27 protein-coding genes are annotated in these 25,103 nt (G+C 60.6%); 19 read left to right on the top strand and 8 right to left on the bottom strand.

The window, feature by feature from the left end; all coding sequences use genetic code 11:
* Window positions 1-281: 281 nt before the first annotated feature.
* From AC1VVM_RS23005 to AC1VVM_RS22995, 3 genes are read left to right on the top strand one after another with little or no spacing between them, the layout of a single operon-like run.
* Entirely contained in the window at window positions 282-1,523 is a 1,242-nt protein-coding gene (locus AC1VVM_RS23005; RefSeq protein ID WP_482956641.1) for an acyl-CoA dehydrogenase family protein, read from the top strand.
* A 25-nt stretch (window positions 1,524-1,548) separates the two neighbouring features.
* The gene (locus AC1VVM_RS23000) at window positions 1,549-1,914 is read left to right on the top strand and encodes a hypothetical protein (protein WP_482906103.1); all 366 of its coding nucleotides are present in this window, start codon (window positions 1,549-1,551) and stop codon (window positions 1,912-1,914) included.
* Window positions 1,915-1,920: 6 nt separating this feature from the next.
* Complete coding sequence (locus AC1VVM_RS22995; RefSeq protein WP_482956640.1) at window positions 1,921-2,628, top strand: TetR/AcrR family transcriptional regulator; 708 nt, start codon at window positions 1,921-1,923, stop codon at window positions 2,626-2,628.
* A gap of 353 nt (window positions 2,629-2,981) precedes the next feature.
* Here the strand turns inward: AC1VVM_RS22995 and AC1VVM_RS22990 are convergent, their stop codons facing one another.
* Genes AC1VVM_RS22990 through AC1VVM_RS22980 form a run of 3 tightly spaced genes read right to left on the bottom strand, consistent with a single transcriptional unit; the run spans window position 2,982 to window position 6,148 of the window.
* Window positions 2,982-4,061: an LLM class flavin-dependent oxidoreductase gene (locus AC1VVM_RS22990; protein WP_482956639.1), complete on the bottom strand. Its 1,080-nt coding sequence runs from the start codon at window positions 4,059-4,061 to the stop codon at window positions 2,982-2,984.
* Between the two features lie 60 nt (window positions 4,062-4,121).
* The gene (locus AC1VVM_RS22985) at window positions 4,122-5,195 is read right to left on the bottom strand and encodes an aromatic ring-hydroxylating oxygenase subunit alpha (protein WP_482956638.1); all 1,074 of its coding nucleotides are present in this window, start codon (window positions 5,193-5,195) and stop codon (window positions 4,122-4,124) included.
* A gap of 14 nt (window positions 5,196-5,209) precedes the next feature.
* Entirely contained in the window at window positions 5,210-6,148 is a 939-nt protein-coding gene (locus AC1VVM_RS22980) for a Rieske 2Fe-2S domain-containing protein (protein ID WP_482956637.1), read from the bottom strand.
* Between the two features lie 80 nt (window positions 6,149-6,228).
* Between AC1VVM_RS22980 and AC1VVM_RS22975 the strand changes: the two genes are divergently transcribed.
* Window positions 6,229-6,882, top strand: coding sequence for a TetR/AcrR family transcriptional regulator (locus tag AC1VVM_RS22975; protein WP_482956636.1), 654 nt, complete (start codon window positions 6,229-6,231; stop codon window positions 6,880-6,882).
* Between the two features lie 25 nt (window positions 6,883-6,907).
* Here the strand turns inward: AC1VVM_RS22975 and AC1VVM_RS22970 are convergent, their stop codons facing one another.
* The 3 genes from AC1VVM_RS22970 to AC1VVM_RS22960 form a co-directional block, all read right to left on the bottom strand.
* Entirely contained in the window at window positions 6,908-7,411 is a 504-nt protein-coding gene (locus AC1VVM_RS22970) for an ester cyclase (protein WP_133085070.1), read from the bottom strand.
* A 42-nt stretch (window positions 7,412-7,453) separates the two neighbouring features.
* Window positions 7,454-7,771, bottom strand: coding sequence for a 2Fe-2S iron-sulfur cluster-binding protein (locus AC1VVM_RS22965; protein ID WP_482956635.1), 318 nt, complete (start codon window positions 7,769-7,771; stop codon window positions 7,454-7,456).
* Window positions 7,772-7,862: 91 nt separating this feature from the next.
* Complete coding sequence (locus AC1VVM_RS22960; RefSeq protein WP_482956634.1) at window positions 7,863-9,152, bottom strand: sulfotransferase family protein; 1,290 nt, start codon at window positions 9,150-9,152, stop codon at window positions 7,863-7,865.
* Window positions 9,153-9,300: 148 nt separating this feature from the next.
* Here AC1VVM_RS22960 and AC1VVM_RS22955 point away from each other — a divergent pair, with 148 nt between their 5' ends.
* From AC1VVM_RS22955 to AC1VVM_RS22900, 12 genes are all read left to right on the top strand, one after another.
* Window positions 9,301-10,170, top strand: coding sequence for a helix-turn-helix transcriptional regulator (locus tag AC1VVM_RS22955; protein WP_482956633.1), 870 nt, complete (start codon window positions 9,301-9,303; stop codon window positions 10,168-10,170).
* A 119-nt stretch (window positions 10,171-10,289) separates the two neighbouring features.
* Window positions 10,290-11,075 (top strand): SDR family NAD(P)-dependent oxidoreductase, encoded by a 786-nt coding sequence (locus AC1VVM_RS22950; RefSeq protein ID WP_133085074.1) that lies wholly within the window; start codon window positions 10,290-10,292, stop codon window positions 11,073-11,075.
* 63 nt (window positions 11,076-11,138) lie between these two features.
* Entirely contained in the window at window positions 11,139-11,651 is a 513-nt protein-coding gene (locus tag AC1VVM_RS22945) for a VOC family protein (RefSeq protein WP_482956632.1), read from the top strand.
* A 4-nt stretch (window positions 11,652-11,655) separates the two neighbouring features.
* Entirely contained in the window at window positions 11,656-12,420 is a 765-nt protein-coding gene (locus AC1VVM_RS22940; protein ID WP_133085076.1) for a tyrosine-protein phosphatase, read from the top strand.
* A gap of 46 nt (window positions 12,421-12,466) precedes the next feature.
* Entirely contained in the window at window positions 12,467-13,723 is a 1,257-nt protein-coding gene (locus tag AC1VVM_RS22935; protein ID WP_482957367.1) for a DUF1214 domain-containing protein, read from the top strand.
* A gap of 12 nt (window positions 13,724-13,735) precedes the next feature.
* The gene (locus AC1VVM_RS22930) at window positions 13,736-14,191 is read left to right on the top strand and encodes a nuclear transport factor 2 family protein (protein ID WP_482956631.1); all 456 of its coding nucleotides are present in this window, start codon (window positions 13,736-13,738) and stop codon (window positions 14,189-14,191) included.
* A gap of 62 nt (window positions 14,192-14,253) precedes the next feature.
* Window positions 14,254-15,336, top strand: a complete 1,083-nt coding sequence (locus AC1VVM_RS22925) for a TIGR03857 family LLM class F420-dependent oxidoreductase (RefSeq protein WP_482956630.1) — start codon at window positions 14,254-14,256, stop codon at window positions 15,334-15,336.
* Between the two features lie 2 nt (window positions 15,337-15,338).
* A complete protein-coding gene (locus tag AC1VVM_RS22920) occupies window positions 15,339-16,466 on the top strand; it encodes a phosphotransferase family protein (RefSeq protein ID WP_133085080.1) in 1,128 nt (375 codons plus the stop codon).
* Window positions 16,467-16,542: 76 nt separating this feature from the next.
* Window positions 16,543-17,730, top strand: coding sequence for a sulfotransferase family protein (locus AC1VVM_RS22915; protein WP_482956629.1), 1,188 nt, complete (start codon window positions 16,543-16,545; stop codon window positions 17,728-17,730).
* Between the two features lie 22 nt (window positions 17,731-17,752).
* The gene (locus tag AC1VVM_RS22910) at window positions 17,753-18,529 is read left to right on the top strand and encodes an SDR family NAD(P)-dependent oxidoreductase (RefSeq protein ID WP_482956628.1); all 777 of its coding nucleotides are present in this window, start codon (window positions 17,753-17,755) and stop codon (window positions 18,527-18,529) included.
* Window positions 18,526-19,791 carry a hypothetical protein gene (locus AC1VVM_RS22905; protein ID WP_482956627.1) on the top strand — a complete coding sequence of 422 codons (1,266 nt, stop codon included), beginning with the start codon at window positions 18,526-18,528 and terminating at the stop codon, window positions 19,789-19,791. The genes AC1VVM_RS22910 and AC1VVM_RS22905 overlap by 4 nt, the downstream gene beginning before the upstream one ends.
* Window positions 19,791-20,321 carry a VOC family protein gene (locus AC1VVM_RS22900; RefSeq protein ID WP_255490519.1) on the top strand — a complete coding sequence of 177 codons (531 nt, stop codon included), beginning with the start codon at window positions 19,791-19,793 and terminating at the stop codon, window positions 20,319-20,321. Before AC1VVM_RS22905 ends, AC1VVM_RS22900 begins: the two co-directional genes overlap by 1 nt.
* Window positions 20,322-20,395: 74 nt before the next feature.
* Here AC1VVM_RS22900 and AC1VVM_RS22895 read toward each other — a convergent pair whose 3' ends face one another.
* Complete coding sequence (locus AC1VVM_RS22895; protein ID WP_133085085.1) at window positions 20,396-20,668, bottom strand: PRC-barrel domain-containing protein; 273 nt, start codon at window positions 20,666-20,668, stop codon at window positions 20,396-20,398.
* A 146-nt stretch (window positions 20,669-20,814) separates the two neighbouring features.
* Between AC1VVM_RS22895 and AC1VVM_RS22890 the strand changes: the two genes are divergently transcribed.
* The 3 genes from AC1VVM_RS22890 (at window position 20,815) to AC1VVM_RS22880 (ending at window position 23,500) form a co-directional block, all read left to right on the top strand.
* On the top strand, window positions 20,815-22,134 hold the full coding sequence (locus AC1VVM_RS22890) for an MFS transporter (protein WP_482956626.1): 1,320 nt from the start codon (window positions 20,815-20,817) through the stop codon (window positions 22,132-22,134).
* 125 nt (window positions 22,135-22,259) lie between these two features.
* Complete coding sequence (locus AC1VVM_RS22885) at window positions 22,260-23,108, top strand: NAD(P)-dependent oxidoreductase (protein WP_482956625.1); 849 nt, start codon at window positions 22,260-22,262, stop codon at window positions 23,106-23,108.
* Entirely contained in the window at window positions 23,105-23,500 is a 396-nt protein-coding gene (locus AC1VVM_RS22880; protein WP_133085088.1) for a carboxymuconolactone decarboxylase family protein, read from the top strand. The genes AC1VVM_RS22885 and AC1VVM_RS22880 overlap by 4 nt, the downstream gene beginning before the upstream one ends.
* 60 nt (window positions 23,501-23,560) lie before the next feature.
* Here the strand turns inward: AC1VVM_RS22880 and AC1VVM_RS22875 are convergent, their stop codons facing one another.
* Window positions 23,561-24,793: a spinster family MFS transporter gene (locus tag AC1VVM_RS22875; RefSeq protein ID WP_482956624.1), complete on the bottom strand. Its 1,233-nt coding sequence runs from the start codon at window positions 24,791-24,793 to the stop codon at window positions 23,561-23,563.
* Between the last annotated feature and the right edge of the window lie 310 nt (window positions 24,794-25,103).

Here is a 25,103-nt window from a genome sequence, read left to right as displayed (position 1 = left end):
GATTCCTATCTTCGGAGGGGGCGAGGCCCAAATTGGTTTCGGTTTTTCTCGCGCAAGGATCTGCCTTCGAAACAAGCAGATTCTGGTCGGCGACGAACATTGAGCAGAACCTCGCTTTGCCTGCTTTCGCTCGGTCTCGGCACTTCGCGCTTCACGGAATATCGGCATTCTTCCACGTCGAGGTTATGCGCTGCGAGAATTCTTAGCCCGTTCTTTGACAACGCTGTTTGCAAATCGCCCGAAATTGAATAATGACGAATTTGTCATTATAGGAGGCGGGGATGCAAATCGGCACGTTTCACACTGGTAAATTGACTGTCGCCTGCGTCGAGAATCCTGTGAACGCGGCTCGCGCATTACGCCCATTGCTCGCGGCAAATGCCGACAGATGCGAAAAGGAACGCTGCATCGTCGCGCCGGTGATGGAGGCTTTGCGCAACTCCGGCTTGTTTCACATTACTGCACCCCGGCGCGCTGGAGGGCCGGGGCATAAACTGATCACCCATATTGAAACGGTGGCGGAACTCGCTCGTGCCTGCCCGGGCACCGGCTGGGCCTACGGTTTGCTGAGCGGAATAACCGGTACTGCTCTTGGATTAGGGCCGTCGATGACAGAGCTGCTTTTTCGTCATGGGGGTGAACTGTTCTGCAGCGCATCGGCGCCCAGCGGCAACGCGACGGGAGTACCCGGCGGTTACCTCGTCTCGGGACGGTGGGGATACGGTTCCGGATGCCTTCATGCCGATTGGGCGCTGAACGGCATCATGCTTGATACAGCGGTTGGCGCGCAGCCAGCCATGGCATTCTTGGACCTTCATGATCCGGCATGTTCCATCGAGGACAACTGGCATGTTGCAGGTATGGCCGGCTCGGGGAGCAACATGATCGTTGCCGAAAACGTGTTCGTGCCGGAAGAGTTGATCCTGAAACCCAGTGATACACCTCCACCAGAAGTGCTCCTCGAGATGGAAGGTCTCGAGGCGCGGGACCGCTGGCCGATGGAGCCGTTGTTCCCGCTGGGCGTGTTGGCGCCGATGCTCGGCGCAGCAATGGCGATGCTGGAGCACGTAGTAGAAGTGATGGACCGGCGGCCGGTCGTAGGCTGGACTTTTACCACTCAGACTGCCTCCGAAGCCCTGATCGGAATGACAGGACGCGCGGCAATGGAAATCGACTCGGCCTGGCTGCACGTCCGTCAAGCTGCCGCGATGCTGGACGAGGCGGCACAGCAACGGGTCTTGACTGGATACGACAAGGCGCGGATCCAGGCGGACTGTGGTTATGCCATGGAACTACTGCGTGGGGCAGGCGAGCGGCTGATGGACGTGGCCGGACCTGGTGCCTTCGCGTTGTCCAATCCCTTGCAGCGCTTCTGGCGTGACCTCAGCGTGGGCACGCGCCACAACGCGCTCAATAGCCATTTGTCCCTGGAGCTTTACGGGCGGGCAATCACAGGCCGTGCATCGAACATCCGCCTCATTCCCGACATCGGGCCGGTGCCTGTCCTTTCAAACGACCGATAACCCTTTCACCACAGGAGAGAAAACGATGCCCATTCCAACACCTCAGGCAATCGCGACCTTCCTCAAAGAGCAAGCCGAGATGTTCACCGCCGGGCGGCTCGACGATTTTTTGGCGGCGTTCAGGGCTATCGCGCCTGGAGGGTTTAGGGTGCAGGATCCAGCAACAGGTCCGATCCAGGAAGGGTGGGACAAGCTGGAGGCGCTATGCCGTGAATATGCGGGCTGGAAGCTTTTCGTGGAAGATGTGAAAGTCAGCGGCAACGAAGCCGTAATCTACGTCCGCAACGAAGGGGAATATCAGGGGCAAGCCATCACTGCATATAGCATCGAACAGTATGTGTTCAGCGATGATGGCAGCTTGCTTGCGCGCTATTTCCATCCCATGCAATAGGACAGCATGTCCTCGGTTGCCTCCCACCTTCAAGAGCCGGATCCGCGCAGCAAGGCAGCAGCGCTGCGGCGCGAGCGGATGCGGCAGAGGCTGATTGAGGCGGTACTTGAACTCTACCAGCCAGGCCAGCCCGCGCAGCATGTCCTCATCGACGACGTGATTAAGCTGGCGGACGTCTCGCGTGGGAGTTTCTACAAGTATTTCGATTCCATCGATGCGGTAGTCGAGGAGTTGGCGGAGGCGATGACGGTGGGCATGATCGCCGATTATCGCCGCTTGTTCGAGGATATTTCTGATCCACTGGTGCGGGCCGTGGGCGGTGCGATGATGGTGATGCTGCGCGCGCTACACGATCCGCGGTGGGGAGGCTTTACCTGCCGCATCGACTTTGTGGATTATTTTGCGCGCGAGCGAGCGTTTGACCTCATGGTTCGCGATGCGGTGGAGGGTGCCAGGGATGGTGGCCAGATAATGTTCACATCGGCGGACGCCGCCGTAGACCTCATCGTGGGAATGACTGTCGAAGCTCGGCGGCGCCTCGTTCGCGGAATAAGCGATCCGCATGACTATATGGACGAGATGATCCGATGCACATTCTGCGGGCTGGCGGCAGCCCGCGACGTAGTGGCTCTCGCATGCGAGCAAGTACGGTTTCGCATCTCCCAGGAGGCAACCGAGTTGGACTGGTGGTCAAGTTCGATCGCACATGGGTGATCTGCCTTATTCGATCGCCGTCGGCCGTTCTTGAACGAGGCGTTGCCGAGCCGCACATCCATTCAGTATTTTCGCGTTGAGAGTACGCTTTGCGTCGCCAAAATCCGGTCGCTCCGTCGCCGCCAGCAAACCGCAATCGGGGCTTCATCGCAGCAAAGCCGGCCAATCTGATGGTCCGGATTCCGCAGCAGGCAGCGATGACAAGGTGGGCAGCGCACACATCCGCTGCGTACCATGGCCCGGTGGCACCAATTTCGCGTTTCGCCTGCACGGGCATGCGCGGGGGCAATCTTAATCCCCGACGCCGGCCCGTGGCATTCTTTCTCGGCAAATGGTGCAATAGGCTACGCTGATCAGGCCGGCGCCGGAATTGCCGTGCCTGCTCGTGTCTTAGCGGCAGCGACCAATTGGAAGAGGCCTGAATTGTACTGGGTCAACTGTTCCAGCGTTAGATCGCGGTAAGGCGTCATCGGGCAAAGCGAATCGACCACCTCCCAGAAGGGTTCGATCTTCTCAAGCACCTCATCGACGGGTCCGCAGGTGACGAAGGCCTCCACCATCTCGTCGGAGACATTGCCGATCACTTTTGCAATGTCTCCATGTTCGCCGAGGCTCAGTTGGCAGGCCCGTGCCTGATCTCCAAAGCCGATCGCCTCGAAGAATGGCTCATATTCCTTGTAGCCGGAATAGGCGGCAACCGTAGCACGGCTGTCGTTGATCGCCTGCTGTTTGTCGTCGTTGACCGCGATCCAGGGCCACGCATTAATCTCGATATCCTGACGGCTGCGGCCGTGCTTTGCCAGTGTCTCATTCATGAAGGGCAATTTGCTCCTGGTGTAGGCCGCAGACCAAAGGGCGTGCACCATGAGCCCGTCGCCGATTTCGAGCGCCAGCGCGGTCATCTTGTCCTGGAGCGCCGCGATCCAGATCGGAATGCGCTCGCGAACCGGCGGCGGGGTCAGCATCATTTCCTCGAAATCGGCGGTGAAGTATTCGCCCTTGATCGGATCGAGGCCCTTATGCGCATTGGCGATCACGTAACGGATGACGCCGACGCTCTCCCGCAGGTGCGTCAACAGCTTGCGTTCCGGCTCTCCGTACATGCCGGTCACGCAGCTCTTGATGCTGGAGCCAAGGCCCAGCACGAAGCGCCCTTCGGAGATTCGGTCAACTTCTATCGCCGCATAGGCCGTTTCGAGAGGACTGCGCGTGCCGACGATAGCCACGCCAGTGCCGACCTTGAGGCTACGGGTCAGTGCGGCAGTCGCCGTCATCGGAATGAACGGAGGGCCGTAAATCTGCAGAGAGAAGCAGCCTTCGAATCCGACCTGCTCCATTTGCTGGCCAATGCCGGCCATGATCGGGGCGGAAAGAGTGGGCATGACGCCCCACCAGCGGCGCTCCGCGCCGACGGCATTGACAAGCTCGGGCATGAGTACTCCGAAGATAAAAAAAGGGCGGACATTAATGTCCGCCCAAGGGGAGAGGTCAGGTCAGAACCGGAAGAGTTCCTTGCGAAGTCCGATGATCTCGCTGCAATCTGCGCTGACGTTGTCGCGATAGGCGAAATCGCCGTTGGCTTGCCGATCGGCCAACTCCATCATCGCCATGCGGTAACGCTGACCGGCCTGGTCGAACTTGCTGTGGAGGTCCTTGCGGTCAGTATGACGCATGTAGCGCGGGCTCTGCGGGGAGGTCATGTAGCTGTCCTGGCGCGAAACCTTGTAGCCAGCTTTCGGCATGACATGACGGAACATGAGCCCGGCATTGGTCGTGTTCATCACCATTTCCATGCGCGTGCGATCCCGCGTTTCGGGTGTACACGGATGGAAAAGAGGGACGTCGTCCCCTGGGCTGAACCGGCCATAGGCGATCGCGCAGTGCGAGCGGAGGTAGATGCGAATGACCTGGCGCACGTTTTGCGTGGGCTGCCTGATGCCGCTGAAAAACTTCATCACCGGCGCGACCGACTTGTTCACGCAGGTGCGAACCATGGTGACCGTTTCGCTGTCGTAGAAGGTTTCCACCGTCTCGCTGTCCGATCGCTCATCCCCCACGACATCGGCATGAAGGAAATCGGCGTGCGTAAGGTCGATTAGGTTTTCGAGGCTGATCGGTGCAGCGCTCTCAAAGCGTACTGTCGCGGTCATGTGCCGCGGAAGTCCGCCGTCCGGCGGCAGGAACGGCAGGCTCGGAAGGTGTACCGGATCTGCTGCGAGCGGATTGCCGAACCAGACCCACACGACGCCGTAGTGCTCCATCACCGGATAGCACCCGCGGGCGTCGGTATATTCGCTCTTGTCGCGCGCTATCCGCTCGTTCGGATGGAATTCACTGGCGATCACGCTGCCATTCTCGCGCCAGAGAAACACCGGATGGGAATAGACCGCACGTCGGACGGGCTTGGCCGTCACGGAATAATTGTGCGCGACTGGAAACCACGTATCGCGCATGACGATATTGTGCGGCACCCAGCGGTTGATCGCATTCAGCGCGATCTGGCCGGTGCCGGTGCCGGAAGGGGGACTTCCGTCGTGTTCGGCGGAACGATCAGCGACTTCAAGCATCTCTAGGTTCTCCTTCAGGCCGCTTCGGTCTTGTCGCGCACGAGCGGGGTCTGTTCGAGCATTGCGCCGCGCAGGTCCTCGCCGTGCAGTGAGACGGTGGGTTTCGTGGCGCGCAGCCTGGATCCATCTACCGAAGACAGCACCGAAAGCGGATTGATGCCCCGCAGAATTGCGCCGTGCAGGCCGGGTTGGCGCACACCCAGTGCAGATCTCCAACGTACAGCCGTTACGCCCCGCGCCGAGGGAACGGGACACAGCACCGCTCGCACGAGCTCGTTGAATTGATCATCGCGCAGGATGAGCGTGGTTTGACCGGTCTGCGGGTGCGTCCGCGTCAGCAACGTCAGCGGAAATTCTGCCACAAAGTGCGATGGCCAGTGCGGCGTGCTCCACTGACAATTGCGCTCCATCACCAGCATGCCATCTTCTTCATGAAGTTCGGACATGAGATAAGGCGTGAAGCGGACGCCCCTGATCTTGAGGATCAGGCTGGGATCGTCATAGAGCGCATTGAGATACTCCTGATGGCTGCAACTCACGTTTGCAGTGCCGCAGTAGTTATACTTGTCCTCGGCTATTAGTGGAACTTTCGCCTTCGGGTCCAGGCACACACGTACAAAGCCGCCTTGTTCGAACACGCCGAACGCGTTGGCCTTGTAGACCGGCGGAAACTTCTGCTGGTCCTTCATGTTCGGGATTTCCTTCAGGCGCCCGGTCTCGCCGTCATAGCTCCATCCGTGATAGCCGCACTGAATCCAGCCATTGTCGCGGATGCAGCCGAGCGAGAGAGGAGCCCTGCGGTGCGGGCAGCGATCCTCGAGCGCGCGCGCAATGCCCTGGTTATCCCGCCACAGCACGAGCGGCTGATCGCCAATATCGACCGACAGGGGCTTCTGGGAGGTCACTTCCTCGGAACGGGCTACCGCCCACCAGAGATCATTCTCGAGACTCATAACGTCTATCCACTCTCCCTTTTGATTAAATTGACGCGTGACAATTTATAAGTCAATGACTTTTGAATATGGCCTTCCAGATGCTCGATAGACCTCAGCGCGCCCGCGGCCGTCCTGCCCAGAATGCCGACCTGGCGCTGGATGAGGACAAGCTTCTGGGCCTTGCGTTCGCCACATTTGCAGAGCGCGGATACGAGGCAACGACCTTGCGCGACCTCTCGAAGCGGCTGGGCGTCAGCCACAATCTCCTGAATGTACGTTTCGGACGAAAGGAGGATCTGTGGGTCCGTGCGGTCGATTGGCGGATGGCCCAGGCCTCTCCCTTCGTTGAAATTGCTTTCGACGAGCAGGCTGACGCCGAAGTGCGTCTGCGGCACCTGGTGGAGCGGTTCTGTCTGTGGGCGGCGAGAAACGGCGACATAGTCGCGCTTACCAACGTCGAAGGTTGCCGCTCGACCTGGCGACTGGATCACATCGTCGAGCACTTCGTGCGGCCATTCCAGCGCAGGCTGGACGATCTTCTCGATGCGGTTCGGCGCCAGCGGCCCGTCCACGGCCTTTCGACGGCTGCCCTGATGGCCCTGCTTGTGCAGGGCGTTGGATACTATTTCTGCGCGGTCCCGATGCAGCAACGATTGGGCGCCGGGCATGAGGTCGACGCGGACCACGCCGACCAGCAGGCAGCCCATTTGGCCACTTTTCTGCTGGCGGCCTTGCTCCCGCCTGTCGCGTGAACAACGCGGCGGGAGCAAGTGCAAATCACTTGTAGGGGTCGACGGGCTGCGGCACGTCGATCACACCGATGTCCTTGAGCATCGAGAGAACGTCCGAAATGCTGAAGATGCTGACGATCTTTTCGTCCTTGAACTTGACGATCGAGAACCAGTTCACCTGGAACTCGTTGCCGGTCGGTTGCACGCCCATGTACGGGCCGCCTACGTGCTTGCAGTAGTGGGTCGCATAGATCCAGATCTCGTCGTCGCCCTTGCCCACCGCGTCGATTGTCTTGTAGGCGGCGGGAAAGAAGGTCTTGTACAGCGCAACCGGCGAGGTCTTCCACTGATCGTAAGTCCCAAGATCCGGCCGGTTGGGGTTTCCATACCGAAAGTCGGAATGGAAAAAGCGGTCCATGCCATCGAAGTCACCCGCGTTCAGGGTTTCCTGAAGGTCGGTCCAGTGCTTGACCATCTTCTTCTGGGCATCGGTGAGCAACGGGGATGCGGACACGTCCAGTTGTTCGCGAATTGATTCTTTCCAGGCCACGTTTGTCCTCTCTCTCTTTCTCTGTTCAGTCTATTGGTATTATCAATCCTCGGGAGCGATGGTCACGGTAAGACCGGACAACGCATCCGTCATCATCAGCTGACACGACAGTCGTGACCTGTCGCCGCGGTGCGGCGACCCATCCAGCAAGTCGCTTTCATCCTCGGTCACCGGAGGCAGCGTCGCTGCAAACGAGGGATCGACGTAGACATGGCATGTCGCACAGGAGCAGCAGCCGCCGCAAAGAGCCAGAAGTTCGTCGAGGCCGCAATCGCGAATGGCTTCCATTACCGATGCATTCGCGGAAGCCGCGATCGTCTGCTGCGAGCCGTCACGGGTAATGACATTCAATTCAGGCATGGCATTCCTCTGCTGGAGTCTGGTCGATGCATGGCTGTTAGCGAGCGAGCCTCGGCTCACGACCTGCCGAAAGACAGGTCGCGGAAGGAAGTTACGTCACTTCAACCTCGACATCGAAGCGGTCGAAATAGAATCCGAACGGCCGGCGCAGCTCTTCCGCTGTGACAAGGAAATCTCGTTCCAGGTCGTAGACGATCTTTCCTTTCGATTGTTCGCCGTGCTCGGCGAGATAGCGATGGAGTTCAGCCAACGCTTCGTCCGTCAGCTCAACGCCTGCGATGCGATAAATCTCTCTCAGTATCCGGTCCGGGGCTTGCGTCCATTCATCGAAATAGACATCGATTGTCTGGTCCGCTGGCAGGACATCGCGGTCCCTGACGCAGGCACGCAGCAACCTCTGATACCGATCGGGCCAGTAGCCGAGCGGTTCCGCGATATCGACGGTCTTGCGCAGCATCCGGGCAGCGTAAGTGTACATCGTAAGCTGCGAGCGGATTGAGCCGACGGGATCGCGATGGGTCAGCACGAAAGTCGCATCCGGGAATGTCTTGTAGAGGGCCGGTAGCTGTTCCATGTGCTGCGGGCACTTGATGACCCACCGATTAGGGCCGTTAAGAAACGTCAGGATTTGCATGCATTTGCGCAAATAGGCGTAAGTTCCGGACTGATCGTGGCTGAGATAGTAGTCCCGCCAGCGCGGCACGAGGGCAAGCCATTCTATGAGATAGGAGGAGAAATCGACTGCCTGCAGCTCGATGTCCTCGCTGATGTGGTCGGGCGAGAATTCGTGCATGATCGCCATGTAGGGCAGTATCGATTCCATTGTGCGCCAACCTTGTTCGGCCTTTGTCCAGCGCGGGTTGGAATCTTGAGGTGTGGGCGTTTCATCGGGCGCTGCTACCGGCGCGATTGCCTCCCACCAAGGCAGGGAACGGAACCGGCGGTCTGCCGCAAGCAACCCCAGCAAGTGCGTCGTACCGGACCTTGGAAGGCCGGCAACAATGATCGGCCTCTCGATCGGTATTTCGAGAATCTCGGGGTGTCGCTTCACGATATCCTCGACGCGCAGACGTGTTGCTGCATAGCGGATCATCATCTGGAACAGATTTGCCCGTGTCACGGCAGAGGCGTTTTCGTCCTCGTCGATGGACTGGCACCAGACCGCCAGACGTTCCTGAAAGTCCTGGGCGCCGAAATCCGAAAGGCCCGTCTGCGCCATGGCGGCTGCCAGAATGACCTGCGGCTCGAACACAATATGCGCAGCGGCAGCTTCGGCGTCGGCGAGCACCTGCTTCTGGATTTCGTCGAGCACGGGGTGATGAAGGTCGGTGATATCTATAACGTTGGGGCGCGTTGCCCCCTTCTGAGCGGAATCGACCATGTCACTCTCCCTTGGCCTTTGCCGCATTTAAGGAGATGGACCCTGTCCTAGGCAAGGTGATCGGGCATCGCAGCTCTGCCAAATCCTGCTTCATAACGCCAGTCGCCGTGCGCGGCGGGTTTCGGGAAAGGGCGCCTGGGAGAGTTTGATGGACACTGTTTCACAAATCTACGACCTGCCAGCCACTCCGGAGATGGAGTGCAGGATCGAAGGACGCATCGAACTTCCTGGCGTGGTGATGGAACTCCATCGATACCGTTTTTTCGGGCGGCAGGAAGGCATCTTCACTTCGCATCGCGGGTTTCTGGATCTTGCCTTGTCGCCGCGGCCAGGCCGTCCGCGTGGCGGCTTTGAAAGCGGCGGGGAGGGAGCGCTGGGCGAAATTGTCTTCGTTCCTGAGGGAAGCAGGTTGCATACGCGCTGGGGTGACGGTGAGCAGAAATCCATCTGTTGCGGATTTGACGGAGCCGGTTTCGATCTCGCGGACGCGCGCCGTCCAACAGCCGATGTGGGTTTGGCATTGCTCGATGTTCGCAGCGCGGCGGTGCGCGCAGCTCTGAGGCGTATTGCGGGCGAAATTGCACAGCCCGGGTTTTGCAGCGAATTGCTGGTGCAGGCAATGTGGCTCGAGGCGGCTATAGAGTTGCAGCGGTATTTGCGGCTGAATTCGGGGGATCGAAGCGCGCGCAGCGCACTCTCGCGCCGTCAAATGGAGCGAATTAACGAGCGGATCGAAATGCCCGGAAAGCCGCCCTCAATTGCCGAAATGGCAAAAGATTGCGGTCTTTCCACGCGTCATTTCTTCCGATCGTTCCGAGCTGCCACCGGCGAAACGCTCACCAGCTACGTCACCGAGCGCAAAATCTTCAGAGCCAAGGAGAGGCTCAGCCAGACCGAGATGGCTATCAAGGTCATAGCGTGGGAGTGCGGTTTCGATAGTCCCGCCGCGTTCTCCGCCGCATTTCGCAAGGCGACCGGAGTGACCCCGCGGCAGTTCCGGGATGCCCTGATGCACTAAGGCCGTTTGGCGATGGCTTTGGCAGGGCTGCGAAAGTTCCGATTGTTGATGTGAAGGCCGCAACGGGCAATCTTTCGCCGAGCGGGCCAGACTTCAAAGCGGTCACTGGGAGATAGAGCGTGCCGGAGAACCTGTTCGACCTCAGCGGTAAAGTGGCATTGGTCACAGGGGCAAATTCCGGGCTTGGCTTCGGCTTCGCGCGGGGGCTTGCCCGTGCAGGCAGCGACATCGTGATCTGGGGACGCCGGCGGGAGAAGAACGAGGAGGCGGCTGCGGCCCTGCGCGCCTATGGAGTCCGGGTATTTGCTGACAGTGTGGATGTGGCCAGTGAGCCGGCCATCGTCGCCGGGTTCTCACGCGCGCTCGAAGCCATGGGGCGGATCGACACGCTTGTTGCCAACGCAGGCATCGCAAGCCAGGTGCCGTTCACCGAAATGGACGTCACACGGTATCGTCAGCTGATCGACGTCAATCTCGACGGTGCGGTCTTCACGCTGCGCGAAGGTGCACGCCACATGAAGGCCCGCGCTGAGGCTGGCGATCCGGGGGGCTCCCTGATCATTTGCGGCAGCGGCTCGATCTTCCAGGGTGTGCCGACAATGGCGCATTACGGTATCGCCAAGGGGGCGCTCAATGCGCTTGCCAAGGCGCTGGCAGCGGAGCTCGGCCACTTCGGTGTGCGCTGCAATGTCATAGCGCCCGGCTTCATCGAGACGGAAATGACGTTCGCGGACCCGGAGATCGGCCGAAAGATCGCCGATATCGTCGCATCGAAAGCGCCGCTGGGAAGGGCAGGAACCCCGGCCGACCTGGAAGGCGCTGTGGTCTATCTGGCGAGCGACATGGCAGCATACCACACCGGTGACACGCTCGTCGTCGATGGCGGGAAGATGTCGGCCAACTGACCGGACGGCAGGTGCGAGAGGGTATTTCGCCGCCAGTCTGGAGCCTAACATCAGGAGGATTGCATGTTCGCCCGGCCAAACAGCCTGCACAGTCAGGTCGCCTACGTCACCAATGACCTGCCCGCTGCCATGGCGAGGCTCAAGCAGGAATACGGTACGCCCGGCTTCTTCGAGATGTGCAACATCCAACCAGGGGAAGATCCCACAGGCAAGCCGGTGCTCAAGATCGCCATTGCGGTCGTGGGGGGCGTCGAAATCGAACTGATCGAGCCGGTGGGCGACACTGCGCCGCTGTTCAGGGATTTCCTGCCGCAAGGGGATGAGCTTGCTATCCGCTTCCATCATATCGCGACCCGGATCGGCGGGCCAATGGCGAATTGGGAAGCGCATCTGGGCTCGATCGATCAGGATCGCCACCCGGTGGTGTTCGAAGGCGCGGTCGGAGACATGCTGCGCTATGTCTATACCGACGAGCGCCCAACGCTCGGGCATTTCGTTGAACATGTCTGGATGTCTCCAGAATTGCTTGCACAAATGCGAACGCTGATCCCGAGCTTCCCCCCGGTGGAGGGCTGAGACGATGACCCTCGCGCTATCCCGCCTGAACTTTCGCGATATCGGCGGAACGCCTACCTCAGACGGCCGAAGGGTTCGGCACGGCATTCTTTTCCGGTCCGAGGGGCCGGCCAGTTTCGTCGAAGATCACCGCGAAGAACTGGTGAGGCTTGGTTTTCGCAGCGTTGCGGATCTGCGCTCGGACATTGAACGTCAATCGGCACCCCACGATTGGTGCGGACCGGATTGCAGGCTTCTCAATCTCGACATGAATACCGACCTGCGCGCGCAAGGGGAGGATATGTGGGCATCGCTCGGGCAGGAGCCGAGTGCCTCGCGTGCGTCGGAAGTAATGGCGCATAACTATGGCCTGATGCCCCAGGCTTTCCTGCGCCATTTGCCGACAATGGTTGAGGCACTTCTTTCCCGCGAAACACCGATGCTGGTTCATTGTACGGCCGGCAAGGACCGGACCGGGGTCGTCGTGGGACTACTCTTGGAACTGCTGGGCGTTCCGCGAGCGGTGATTGCCGAAGATTACCGCAAGTCCGATGTCTTCGGGGAAAATCTGCGCATGTCGGATCATCTCAAGCGTGACCTTGAAAAGACGTTCGGCTTCGTGCCGCCCGACGAAATGGTCGCAGTGCTGATCGGCGTTCAGGACAGTTTCCTCGCGCGCGCCTTTGACGAGATGGAGAGCCGGTGGGGCGGCGTCGACGGTTATTTTGCCGCTGCCGGAATCGATGAGGAACAGCGCGCGGCGCTGCGCGCGCTGCTTGTCACCGACTAGGCGCGAGGTTTGTGCGGGCATGACGACAATCGCGGCCTTGACGACGATGCCGGGAAGCGGAGCGACCCAAGGTGCAGCATGGATCGGTCGCAGAAAGGTGGAGAGCGATATGAGCGATAACGGCGTATTCGAATGGGAAGACCTTCTCGACCAGCTTCGTCCGCTGGGTCAGCAGATGCGCGATCGCATTCCCGAGCGTCTCCGCAGCGATCCGCATGTCATGCAGGAATCGATGCGGCTCTTGCTCTCCGGAGTGCTCAGGACCGCGAACGATGCAATCATGCACGATCGTAGTCATCCGATCTTCGTCCCCGAACTCAATATCTGCCAGAACATCTTCCAGCCCAACGCAGACACCATTTACAAGGCGGCGCTGATCGAGAAGGGCGGCACTTACCGCATTCGCGGCGATCGCGGCACCACGCGAATGATGATCCTGGCCCAGCTCGGTCCCGACACGCTCCGCACGGGGAAGCATCATCCCGCCCAGGATGCGAATGATTTCGACGACCTGCGGATTGCGCCTGACGGCAGTTTCGACGTTATCCTCTCGCCGCAGCGTCCAGCCGATTATGACGGCGACTGGTGGGAGCTCAAGCCCGAGACGGAAAAGTTGATGGTGAGGATCGTGGCCTGCGACTGGGGTTGTGAGCGCGAGCCTCGCTTCGGCATCGTCCGCCTGGATGCCGAACATGCCGCCAAGGGAAGACCAAGCCTTGCCCAGCTCGCGCACCGGTTCGCGGAGATTCCCATGACGGCGGCGGTATGTGCGATGGCATTTCCCGACAAGGTCCAGAAGCTGCGAGACGAAGGGCTGATCAACACTCTGAAAGTGGCTGATTTCTCGCAGATGACGGGTCTTGCTCGGCAGTCGTACTATGAAGGCGCCTACGAACTCGCCGAGGACGAGGCCCTCATAACCGAAGTGCGGATCCCGAAGGAGGTCGGGTACTGGTCCTTGATCCTGACCAACGAGCTCTACGAAACGACTGACTGGTATCACAATCAGTCCAGCCTCAATGCTGCGCAGGCCGTGGTCGACGTCGACGGCGTCTTTCGGGCTGTTATTTCCGCGCGCGACCCGGGCGTGCACAACTGGCTCGATACCTCGGGCTATTCCAGCGGCGCGGTGCAGGGACGGTGGTTCAACACTGACGAGCGTCCAACCCCCAGCATGAAGAAGGTGAAATTGAACGAGGTCCGCCAGTATTTGCCGGCAGGCACCGTTTTGGTGGCACCGCACGAACGCGCCGAGGCAATCCGCGAGCGGGCGCTGCGAGCGCATACCCGCATCATCTGGTGAAGGACGGACGCGATGAACGACGCACTCTCGATGCTGCTCGATTACGAGGCGATCCGCAACGTCAAGGCGCGCTACTGCCGCATGCTCGATACCAAGGACTGGGAGGGGTTCATCGACCTTTTCACCAGTGACGCGGTGATGGACGTACAGGAGGATACCGGACACGCGCCGATCACCGGCCATGAGGCGATACTCGACCAGGTGCGCTTTGCAGTGGCGGATGCCCGGTCGGCCCATCAGGTTCATTCCTCGGAGATCGATCTCAAAGGGGATGAGGCGAGCGTCGTGACTGCTATGCAGGACCGCGTCGTCTGGGCGCCGGGCAAGAGCCCAATACCCGGCGCGCAATCCATCGCCGGATTTGGTCATTACACAGAGCGTTATGTCCGCCAGGCCGGGTCATGGAAGATCGCCTCGCTCAAGCTGACACGTCTTTATGTCGAGGTTCATCCCGAGCCTGTCTTTTGACAGGTTGCCAATAGACGTCGCGGACGCAAACCTGCGGCGCATAACGAACCGAGAGGATTTCAATGACGCTGGCGGTGGAACCGGGAGCACAGGCGCTTTTCGACAGGTTCGGCACGTATGTTCTGCCGGGGCGTGTCAACGACCCACGGCGCGGCATCGAAGAAGCCCGGGAAGCCGAGCGGATCGGCCTGGGGTGCGTGTGGATCTCCGAACGCTATGCGCTCAAGGAACCGGCTGTGCTCGCGGGCGCTGTGGCTGAGGCCACATCGAAGATCCGCATAACGGGAACCATGTATGCGACGATGCGCCATCCGCTGGTGACTGCAAGCGTTGCGGACATGATGCAGGCGATGAGCGGGGAACGGTTCCGCCTCATGTTCGCCCGCGCGGTGCCGGCCTATATGAAGATGCTCGGATCCCCGCCCATCACGATGGAGCGGCTTGCCGATCTGATCAGGATCTGTCGCCGGCTCTGGGCCGGCGAAAAGGTCGATTACGACGGCATCCTCGGCAAGTTTCCGGCCATCAACCTGACCGATCGCCACGGAGGAACGCCCCCGCCGATCATTTTCACGGCGATCGGGCCAAAAAGCCTCGAATTTGCAGGCGAGCACTGCGACGGCGTGCTGCTTCATCCCTTCGTTTCGGCGCAGGGCGTGAAGAACAGCACCAGGATCGTCCGCGAGGCCGCGGAAAAGGCAGGGCGCGACCCGATGTCAGTGCGCATCTACCATAATATCATTGTCGCTCCCGACCTGCCCAAGGACGAGGAAGAGGCCGTGGTCGGCGGGCGCGCGATCACCTATTTCGAACTCCCCGGTTTTGGCGACCTGATCGTCGACATCAACGGCTGGGACAAGAAGGTGCTCGACGACATTCGCGCCCACCCCAAGATTGCAGGGCTCAATGGAAAGCCCGCCGACCAGGCCTATACGCGTCAGGAGCTGGTCGATGTCAGCCGTCTCATTCCCCAGCAGTGGCTGGACGAGGGGGCTGCAGTGGGAACGGCAGCGCAGTGCGCCGATCAGCTGGTGTCCTTCCTTGATGCAGGCGCCGACGAAATCCTACTGCACGGCTCCTCCCCCAAGGACATGGGTCCTCTCACGAGCGAACTGAAGCGCGCATTGGCTGCAAAGGGACTGTGATCATGGACGTGCTGACCCCCGATCGCATTACCGTCCAGTTGCAGGATTGGCTGGCCGGGCAGAAACCGCAATGGCGCCAGATCCATGTTCGCCCCCTCGACGTGACATTGGGGGCGGGCTTCTCTGCCGACATCTTCTTCGTGGAGGTCGACTATGTCGACGAGGCAGGCCCCCAGGCGCAGACACTTGTAGTGCGCCGCCAGCCGATGGACCTGGAAGTCGTCTTCGGCAGCAGTCTGGCCCTTCAGGGGAAAATGATGGCCGCGCTCGATGCGCGCGGAGATCTCCCCGTTCCGCCATGGATCGGGATGCACCTCGATCCCGAGATTCTCGGCCTGCCTTTCCTCGTGATGGGCAAAGTGGCGGGTGAATGCGCCAAGCAAACCCCGAACTACAATCTTGAAGGCTGGCTGGTCGACATGGCGCCGGAGCAGCGGCGCGCGGCCTTTACCAATGCCATATCGGCGTTTGCCAGCCTGGCGAGTATTGACTGGCGCGACGGGTTCGAATTCCTCGCACAACCCGAAAACGGTGAGCCGGGCCTCGATCAATACGTCGGTGCATTGGAGGCGTGGCACAAGGCCGCAGGACGCGGGCGGGCAATGCCCATTGTCGATACGGCGATGGCTTATGTGCGCGCCAACATGCCGCAAGATGCGGCCGTCAACGTACTGTGGGGCGATCCCACACCGTCCAACGTCATGTTCGCGCCCGATGGCCGCGTCAACGCGCTGATCGACTGGGAACTGGCGGCGTTGGGACCGGCCGAGCTCGACCTTGCATGGTGGCTTTACTTCGACGACCTGTTCGGTCGCCGGTTCGGCATTACCCGGCTTGAAGGGCTGCCCAGCAAGCAAGAAACGATCGCGATCTGGGAGGAGACCACCCGGCAGACGGCGAGAAACCTTGAATACTACGATATCGTCGTCGCACTGCGCATGGCGCTGGTGGCGATCGGCGCGTTCGACCGCCAGGTTGGTATCGGCAATATCCCTGAGACCAACAAGTCGCTGAACGACAACTTCATGACGCTCTACCTCGCGGAACGTCTGGGTTTGCCAATCCCGGAATTGGGTCCGGATTTCGTTGCTTTCATGAAGAACCTGACACCGGTCGAAGACAAGGCCTGAGCGACCGGATTCCATACCGGATCGCGGCACCTGGGAGAAGTACGGCAATGGCGCAGCACCGTGAAAAGCGGCCTGCATGAACGCGGGCGCTTGTGAACCGGCGGTTTTGGAACCGCAAACCCTGATCGCGCGCGCGCGCGATCTCACGGGCCTTACGGATTTCGGAAGCGACCTTTCGTTCATGGCCGGCTTTCACCGTCTGGTCGAGGCGGTGGAGACGATGGATCCGCCGCCGCAACTGCGCCAGACAGCAAGTGAGAAGATTGTCGGCCTGCTGGCGACCCGGCTGCGCTACATCGAGGATGAGAAACGCCACCCGGAGATTACGCAGCAGGATCTCGGCGACCCTCTCATAGTCTGCGGTCTGCCGCGCACAGGGACAACGATCACCTACGATCTGCTCTGTCTCGATCCGTCCGCGAGGGCGCCGCGCGAGTGGGAATGGTATATTCCCTGGCCCGCTCCTGAAGAAGCAAATTTCGAGAGTGATCCGCGCATCGGCCAGGTCCAGGCGATCTACGAGAATTGGCTTAAGCATGCCCCGCAGCTAGCCGACATCCAACGCATGGATTGTACCCAGCCCGGCGAATGCAATCATGGGATGATGCTGCATTTCGCCAGCACCAATTTTCCGGCCGAGCTCGGTGTTCCCGATTTTGCGCGCTGGCTGCAGGAAACCGTGCCCGAGGGACAATATCGCACGCACCGGAGAATGCTGCAGCAATTCCAGTGGAAAGGCCCGAAGGGACGGTGGACGCTGAAGTCGCCGCAGCATCTGATGGACCTGCCTGGCCTGCTGCAGGCCTATCCCGGTGCAATGCTGGTCTGGACCCACCGCGATCCGGTTCTCACCTTCTCCTCGCTCTCGAGCATGATTGCAGGTTTCCTTGCTGCTGTGGGCGGCGCAAACGACCTGGCGGCGATCGGGCGATCGGTCGTCGACACCTGGTGTGCGGCGATGGCGCGCGCGACAGAGGCGCGGTCGGGCGATCCGGCGTTGGAAGGGCGCATCCTTGACCTTGCTCACCGCGATGTCGTCAGCGATCCAATGGCTGCAATCGAACACATCTACAGCCGGTTCGATCTGCCATTTTCGGTGCAGCACCGCGATCGCATCGCCCGCTTTCTTGCCGAGAATCCCGCTGCGAACCGCTTGGGGAGGCATCGGCACAGTCCGGAGCAGTTCGGGATTGATCCGGCCGAGGTACACGCGCGCCTTGCCGGATACTACGCGCGCTACGGCCATCTTTTCGACCATTCATAGGCCTGACCTGGGGAACGAGACCATGGGCATTCTCGACCGTTTCCGCCTTGACGGGCGCACTGCAATCCTGACGGGCGTTGGTCCGGGAGTGGGGGAACATGTTGCACGGGCTTACGCCGAACTGGGGGCGAATGTAGTGATCTCCGCCCGTTCGGGGGATCGTCTCGAACGGCTGGCAGGAGAGATCAATGCGGCCGGCGGCGGCCGCGCTGCCGCCATTGTAGCGGACGCCGGGAAAAGGAGTGATCTTGAGCGGCTCGTGGCCTGCGCACGCGAAGCCTTCGGTCCGATCCACATCATCTTCAACAATGCTGCAGCCGGGGTCGTATATGCCACCGATGGCGGGCTTTGGGCGAACAACGACGAAGTGTGGCGCACCGCATTCGACGTCAACGTCATGGCGACCTGGTGGCTGGCCGAACTGACCGAAGCCGACATGAAGGCACATGGGAAGGGTAGTATCATCTCGGTGCAAAGCTGCGGCGGTTTCACGCCCATCCCGCCGGCTGTCGCCTATGGAGTATCGAAAGCAGCGCTCCACTTTCTGGTGCGGGAACTCGCCAAGTCGCAGGCCCCGCACACGCGCGTGAACTGTCTGTGCGTCGGTTCCATGAGCCCCGATGGCCAGGAAGCGGCCATCCACAAGGGTCTGGGGCTGGCAGAGCGGAACGCCATCAAGCGCTTCGGTGCCGCGGACGAAGCTGTCGGGGCGGCCATCCTGCTTGCTAGCGATGCCTCCAGTTACACTACGGGAAGCACGATCTTCGCTGAAGGCGGTAGAGTGGGAACGATATCATGACGGTCAATCCGCTATGGACGGAAGATCAGGCTTCAGCCGAGCGGCTGGCCCTGCGCCTCATCGAACGGCCTGACGTTCGCGCTGCACGCGAAAGCGCACGGCAGATTCTGCTTGGCGATCCGCTATCAAAGACGCTCGATGGACGAATTGGCCTCGATCGTGCGCTGGATCAATGGGTCCTCGGCCTTGCTATGCGGGAAGCTAACGGCGATCCCGCCGATCCCAAGGTCGTGTGGAATATCAGCAATGCGCCTCGGAATTGGTTCGGTCACATCTTTCCCGGCGCCGCCGTCGCGATCGATAATCCGGATAATATCAATCGCGAGATTCCGATCGACGGCGATGGCGGGTACGCGGTTCAAATCCGCTTCTCGTCTGATCCGCCCCAATTCAGCATCGTTGCAGAGGTCGAGCCCGAACACCATGCCGGCCTCGGTCGAAATCTCGGTGCGCTCACTCTGCAAGACCTGTTGCCGCTCTGCGATTCAAGTCGGCGCGTGACGGTCACGGTGGGGCCTGGGGACGGCGGGCCGGCCCATCTGAAAACCGAGCGCGGTGCGCGCATCCAGGTCTACACGCGCGACAGCCAATGCGGCTGGGAACAGGTACCCGCTGAAGTCAGGGTCAGTCGCCTCGACCAATTGCATGCATCGATACCACGCAGCGAGGAGGATATCGCCCGCATCATCATTGCCGACATGCCAGCCTGGGTGACGTTCTGGTCGCGCTTCAAGGACGACTTTCTCGGGTATCCGCAGCCCAATCGGCTAGTCGGACCTCAGGGGCGGGATGGTGGCTGGGGTTATCTTGCAGGAGGTCGTTTCGCGCTCGGGGACGGCGAGGGGCTGCTCATCACCATTGATCCAGCAGGAAGCCGTTACACGGGTATCCAGGTTGCCGACCCCTGGACAATATCGCCCGATCCAATGCTGCGCACGGTAAGTCTTGCTGGCTCACAGGTTGCGCCCTCCGCCGACGGCACGATCACTTATGTCCTCGCCGGCGTGGATGCCGGTATCGCCAACTGGATCGACACCGCAGGGCTTGGGGAAGGCTGGGTATTGCTGCGGTGGCAAGGCGTGCCGGAGGGAAGCGATCCTGCGGCATTCATCCGCGACGTGCGCGTCGTCGATCTCTCGACGCTTGGGGATGGTGAAGGACGGCTGCCGCCCTCGGATATCGCGCTGCGGCGCAGGCAATTGGTTGACCGGGCCCGCAGTCACGGGCTGCGGACCGCCGCAGCGAAGTGGAGTAAGGGCTGATGCAACCCAATGGCTCGATTCTCGAACTATGCCAGGTCGTACGCGACATGGACCGTGCGCTCGACCACTGGACGAGGGTCATCAAGGCAGGACCTTTTTTTGTCTTCGACGTGCCGGTGTTACCGGGCCAGATCTATCGAGGCGAGCCAACGCAAGTTGCACTGAAGGTCGCCTTCGGATTTTCCGGCGGCCTGCTGATCGAACTTCTTCAGCAGACGAACGAGAGACCATCCGTCTTCACCGAGATGCTGGATCGCAGCGGAGAGGGCTACCATCACGTCATGCTGCGGATTCCCTACGAGGAGGGCGTTCAGCGGCTCTCGGCTGAAGGTCATGAAATCGCTTTCAGCGGCACGATGCCTTCGGGTGAGCGCTTTGCATTGTTCGATACCCTGGCCGCCAACGGGGGGTTCATCGAATTGATGGAACTGTCGGGAGCCATGGAAGCATCGCTTCAGAGGATGCATGCAGCCCATCTCGAATGGGACGGCATCAGCCGGCCCATTCGCGCCATCGCCGATCTTGCGTGAACCTGCTGGCAAGAGCCTCGGCCCGTTCGCCTCAAAAAGTCATGGCTCGCGGCGAGACCGACCGGTAAATCCGCCTAGAGCTTCTTGATGTCGTCGGTCGACATGCTCGTTGTGACGCCCTTTTCACCGGCGGTCAGCGTGGCGACAGGGATCGTGATGAACTTGCCGCGGAAGATGATGCGCACAGCGGTCGCGGTACCGTCGCTATCCGTCAGGACCCGCTCAACTTTGCCGATCCGTGTGCCGTTCGCGGAATAGACCGCGTCGTTCCGCTTTACCGCTGCTCCGTCGGCAAGCGCAGGAACGGACAGGCCAAGTGCCATGAGTGCGATGATTATCTTCTTCATGCAATAAGATCCCCCCAATCAAGGTTGGCGGCGTGGTGGCGCAGGTCTTGCCGTCGATCAAGTGAAAAATGATACACTTGAGAGAAAAAGTGTTCTACCTGTCTCATGCGAGGCAAAAAGTCCGCCTAGGGAGAGCTGCCAAACCTATGCCCAGTTTCACGATGCGTGACCGTTGGTTTCTGCTGCTTCTGGGCGGAATCTACATGCTCAATTTCATCGATCGCACCATCATCGCGGTGGTTGGCGAAGCGATCCGCCGCGATCTCAAGCTCACCGATCTCCAGCTTGGAATGCTTGGAGGATTGGCCTTCTCGCTCTTCTACGCAGTCCTTGGAATTCCACTTGCCCGTCTTGCCGAGCGGTATAGCAGAGTGAAGATCATCGCGGCCGTCACTGTCATCTGGTCGCTGATGACGGCTCTTTCCGGCATGGCGGGGAGCTACGTTCAGCTCCTGATCTGCCGCATGGGAGTAGGGGTAGGAGAGGCAGGATTCACGCCGGCCCTCGTTTCCATGATTTCCGACAGGTTTGAGGCCAGCCGCAGGGCGGTCGTGTTCTCGCTCATTGCGCTGGGGGTCCCTATCGGCGGCGCGGTTGCCGCAATTGCGGGAGGGGCGGTCGCCCAGACATTTGGCTGGCGCCTTGCCCTGGTCTGCGTTGGATTGCCCGGGATTCTTCTGGCGGGCATGCTGATAACGACGATCCCTGAGCCCGCTCGGATTGATGCCGGCAAGAGCGCCGATACGCCAAAATTCGGCGCTGTACTGCGCAGGCTGGGCCGTTCGCCCGCTTTCCTCTTCCTTACCGCCGGGAGCGGATTTGTAGGAATGGTCGGCTTCGGTACCAACCTCTTCCTGATTCCGCTGCTTGTCCGGCGATATGAATTGTCCTTGTCGCAAGCCGGGCTCGTCTTTGCATTGTCGTTCAGCCTTGCCACGATGGTGGGACAGGCAAGCGGCGGATATGTCATCGCGAGCCTTCTTCGCCGCGACCTGCGTTGGGGAGGCTGGGCACCGGCGGCGGCCGTTGCTCTAGCCTTTCCACTCTATCTGCTCGCTATCTACCAGGACGACTGGCGCTGGCTCGTGGGCTTCCTGTTTGGTGCGACGGCCCTGCTTTATGCCTTCACGCCCGCAATCATGACAATAACCCAATCCCTCGTCGAACCCAGGATGCGCGCTTCGGCAGCGGCACTTCATTCCTTCGGCCAGACCGTGGCGGGGCTTGGACTGGGGTCGGTGCTCCTGGGCTATCTCAGCGATCACCTTGCCGCCTGGCGCTATGGGGCCGGTTACGCGAGCGATTGCGTGGACGCCGCGGGAGGTTCGATGACTCGAGCCTGCCTTCAGGCTGCGGCCGGCGGGTTGCAGCTCAGCATGGCGGCAACAGCATTTGTGCTGGTTTTGGCGGTCTTTCTATATTTGCGCGCCGCAACAAACCTCCCCGCCGAAGCAAATGCATCGTGAGAAGCTGTAAATTTGTCGCGTTTCGGCCAACGGGCAGCTGTCAGGATGACGTCGACGGCCCAGCTATGCCACGATTTGAAACATGTCGATCAAGTGGCCGAGGCGCCGCGCATGAGAGGTAGAAAATGGGAAAAGCAGGAGTCATCGGGTTGGGTCAGATCGGTGCCGGCGTTGCCATATGCCTGGCACGATCTAAGCAACTCGCGGCAGTCTACGACATCCGGCCGGATGCATCCGACACGCTGGACGGCGTGCCCGCGGTAGAGAGCTCCCCTGCCGCTGTTGCCGAGCAGGCCGACGTGATCGTCATCGCTGTCGTCGATGCAAAGCAGACGATCAGCGTGCTCACCGGCCCCGATGGAGTGCTTGCGCGGGCGCGTCCGGGCATGACCGTCGTTCTCGTGGCGACCGTCTCGATCGAGGACTTGAACGCCATCCGCAGGCTCACGGAGCAAGCCGGAGTGGAGTTGGTGGATTGCGGCGTGACCGGCGGCCCGAAATCGCGCGAACACGGGCTCGTCTGTCTGGTGGGCGGCAGCGATCAAGTGATTGACCGGGTTCGGCCGGTGCTTGACGGCTTTGCCAAGCACGTTGCCCATATGGGCGGTCCAGGTTCCGGCATGGCTGCAAAGATTGCACGAAACGTCATTGTCTTTGGGGGACTTCGCGCAGGATACGAAGCGTCGATATTGTGCCGCAACGCCGGCGTCGACATCCGTCAGCTCAACGAGGTGATCGAGGCCAGTTCCGACAGTGTAGGGGGGGCGCTGATGCTGGCCATTCGCGACGACCCGTCGTCGAGCAAGAGCGAAGCGGCGGTGCGCGAATATACCCGCTCACTGATGGTGAAGGATCTCGACGCCGCGATCGACCTTGCGCAGAGCTACGGGATTTCGCTTCCGCTTATCGAACTGACCCGCCGCACCGACCTTGCGGTTGTCGGCCTTGAAGCAGTATTGGGAGAAAAGGCATGAGTATCGACGAAACACAGTGGCAAAAGGGTCTCGAAACCTTTGATCAGGTTTATGGGCCGGGTTCCTCGGACATGGTGCTGCCATTCCGGAACTCATCGTTCAACCAGGAGATCGTCGGTAATCAGTTCGCCAACCTTTGGGCAAGCGATGTCCTGTCGATGCGCGAGAAGCGTCTGCTCGTGCTCGGTGCAACAGCCATGCTCGGCCGCACTGATCTCGTCGAAATTCAGATGAACGGCGCCTTGATCAACGGGGAGTTCACCGACGAAGAGCTCGATTTCATTCCCCTTTTCACGCTGTTCTATGCTGGCGCAGGCAATACCACGGCGCTCTTTAGGGGGATCGAGGCCGCCAAGGCCCGGCGCCGCGATCGCGTCGAAGCGGCCCAATAGGGAACAGAGATTTCAAGTTTTCGGGAATGGCCCGGCTCGCACGAGCCGGGCCATAATTCTTTAGGCGATTTGTTTCTTTTGCGCGCGGCGAATGGACCGCGATGCCAGCAACAGCACCAGTCCACCGGCAAAAGTGAACAGCATTGCCGTCCCTATGCCCCATGCGACTCCCACGGTCCCGCCCACGAAGTCGCTGACAGCCCCGATCAGATAGGTCCCGGCGCCAACACCGATCAGATTTGCGCCAAGTTGCACAAGCGATACGGCAAGACCGCGCAGGCGCGGGCCGGCTATCGTGACGATCACCGCATAGATCGGGCCGTTGTAGGAGGCGCTCAGGAAACCGCAGGCCATGAGGAGCGCTTGCATGGGACCAGTTTGTGAAACGACCACCGTGCCGATCCCGGTCAGGGCAGTAAGAATGGGGATCACCGCGCCAAAGAGGGCGGTTCTTGCCGGATCGAAGCCGCCGCGCTGGCGATTTATCTGATCGATTGCCCACCCGGCAAGGAAACCGCCCACCGAGCCGAGGCCGCCGTAGGCAATGGCGATGGTGATGCCCGCGCGCGAGATCGGCATACCATGAACGCGAATGAGGAACGTCGTAAGCCAGGTGCTCATCCCGTAGATGCCGGCCGCAATCAGAATGATGGCGGCTATGCACAAGAACAGTCCCGGCCGCGCGGCGAGTTGAAGGATGCGTTCGGCAAGACCGGGCTGGCCCTCGGCTGGCCGTGCAGGCACCGGATCGTCGTAGGCGCCTCGCTGCGGCTCACGAACGGTCAGGAACAGGATCGGCGCCAAAACAAGGCCGGGCAGTCCAGCTGCGGCAAAAGCCCATCGCCACCCACCGACCTGAACGATGGCCCCTCCAATCAGGAAGGCGAGGGCAAGACCGATGCCCGAACTCAGGTACCATATGCCGATAGCCGTTGCCCGCCGTTCCTCGCCGAAATAGTCGCTAAGGAGTGACATTCCGGTGGGAGAGCCGGCAGCTTCTGCGGTGCCGACCGCGGCCCTGCCGAGAAGCAGCGTCCAGAAACCGGATGCCAGACCGCATAGCGCTGTTGCGCCGCTCCAAAGCGCCAGTGCGATCGCCATCAGGTTGCGCCGGTTCAGGCTGTCCACCGCGATGCCGAAAGGCAGCGCGGCCAATGCGAAGAATATCCCGTATGCAAACCCGGCCAGAATGCCAAGCTGACCATCGGTGAGTGAGAATTCCTTGCCTACCGGTGCGAGCACCAGACCGATGATCGCGCGGTCGATCCCATGGCAAGTCTGCGATAGTGTCAAGATGCCAAGCACATACCAAGGGTAGCGATCGGCGGATTTGACTGGGTCCGGAGCTCTCATCGCACGGACCCGGTTTTGACCGAAAGGTTATGCATAGGTCTCCCCGTTGTGACGAGAACAGCCTAGTCCCCGGGAAACGTTCCGCCATCCACGGCCAATGCCGTCACTCGGCCAGATCGTGTCGCGCATGGGCCAACGGGATAAATTGCCGACAGCACTTTCGGGCATCTTGACGACCTACCCGAAGATAGAGGAATTGGAGGCGGCACAGGTATCTGATGCCCTCATAAAAAAAGAGAAGAGGCAGAGG

Source organism: Novosphingobium sp. BL-S-33, from assembly GCF_056857025.1.
This window is presented reverse-complemented; position numbering and strand designations above follow the sequence as displayed.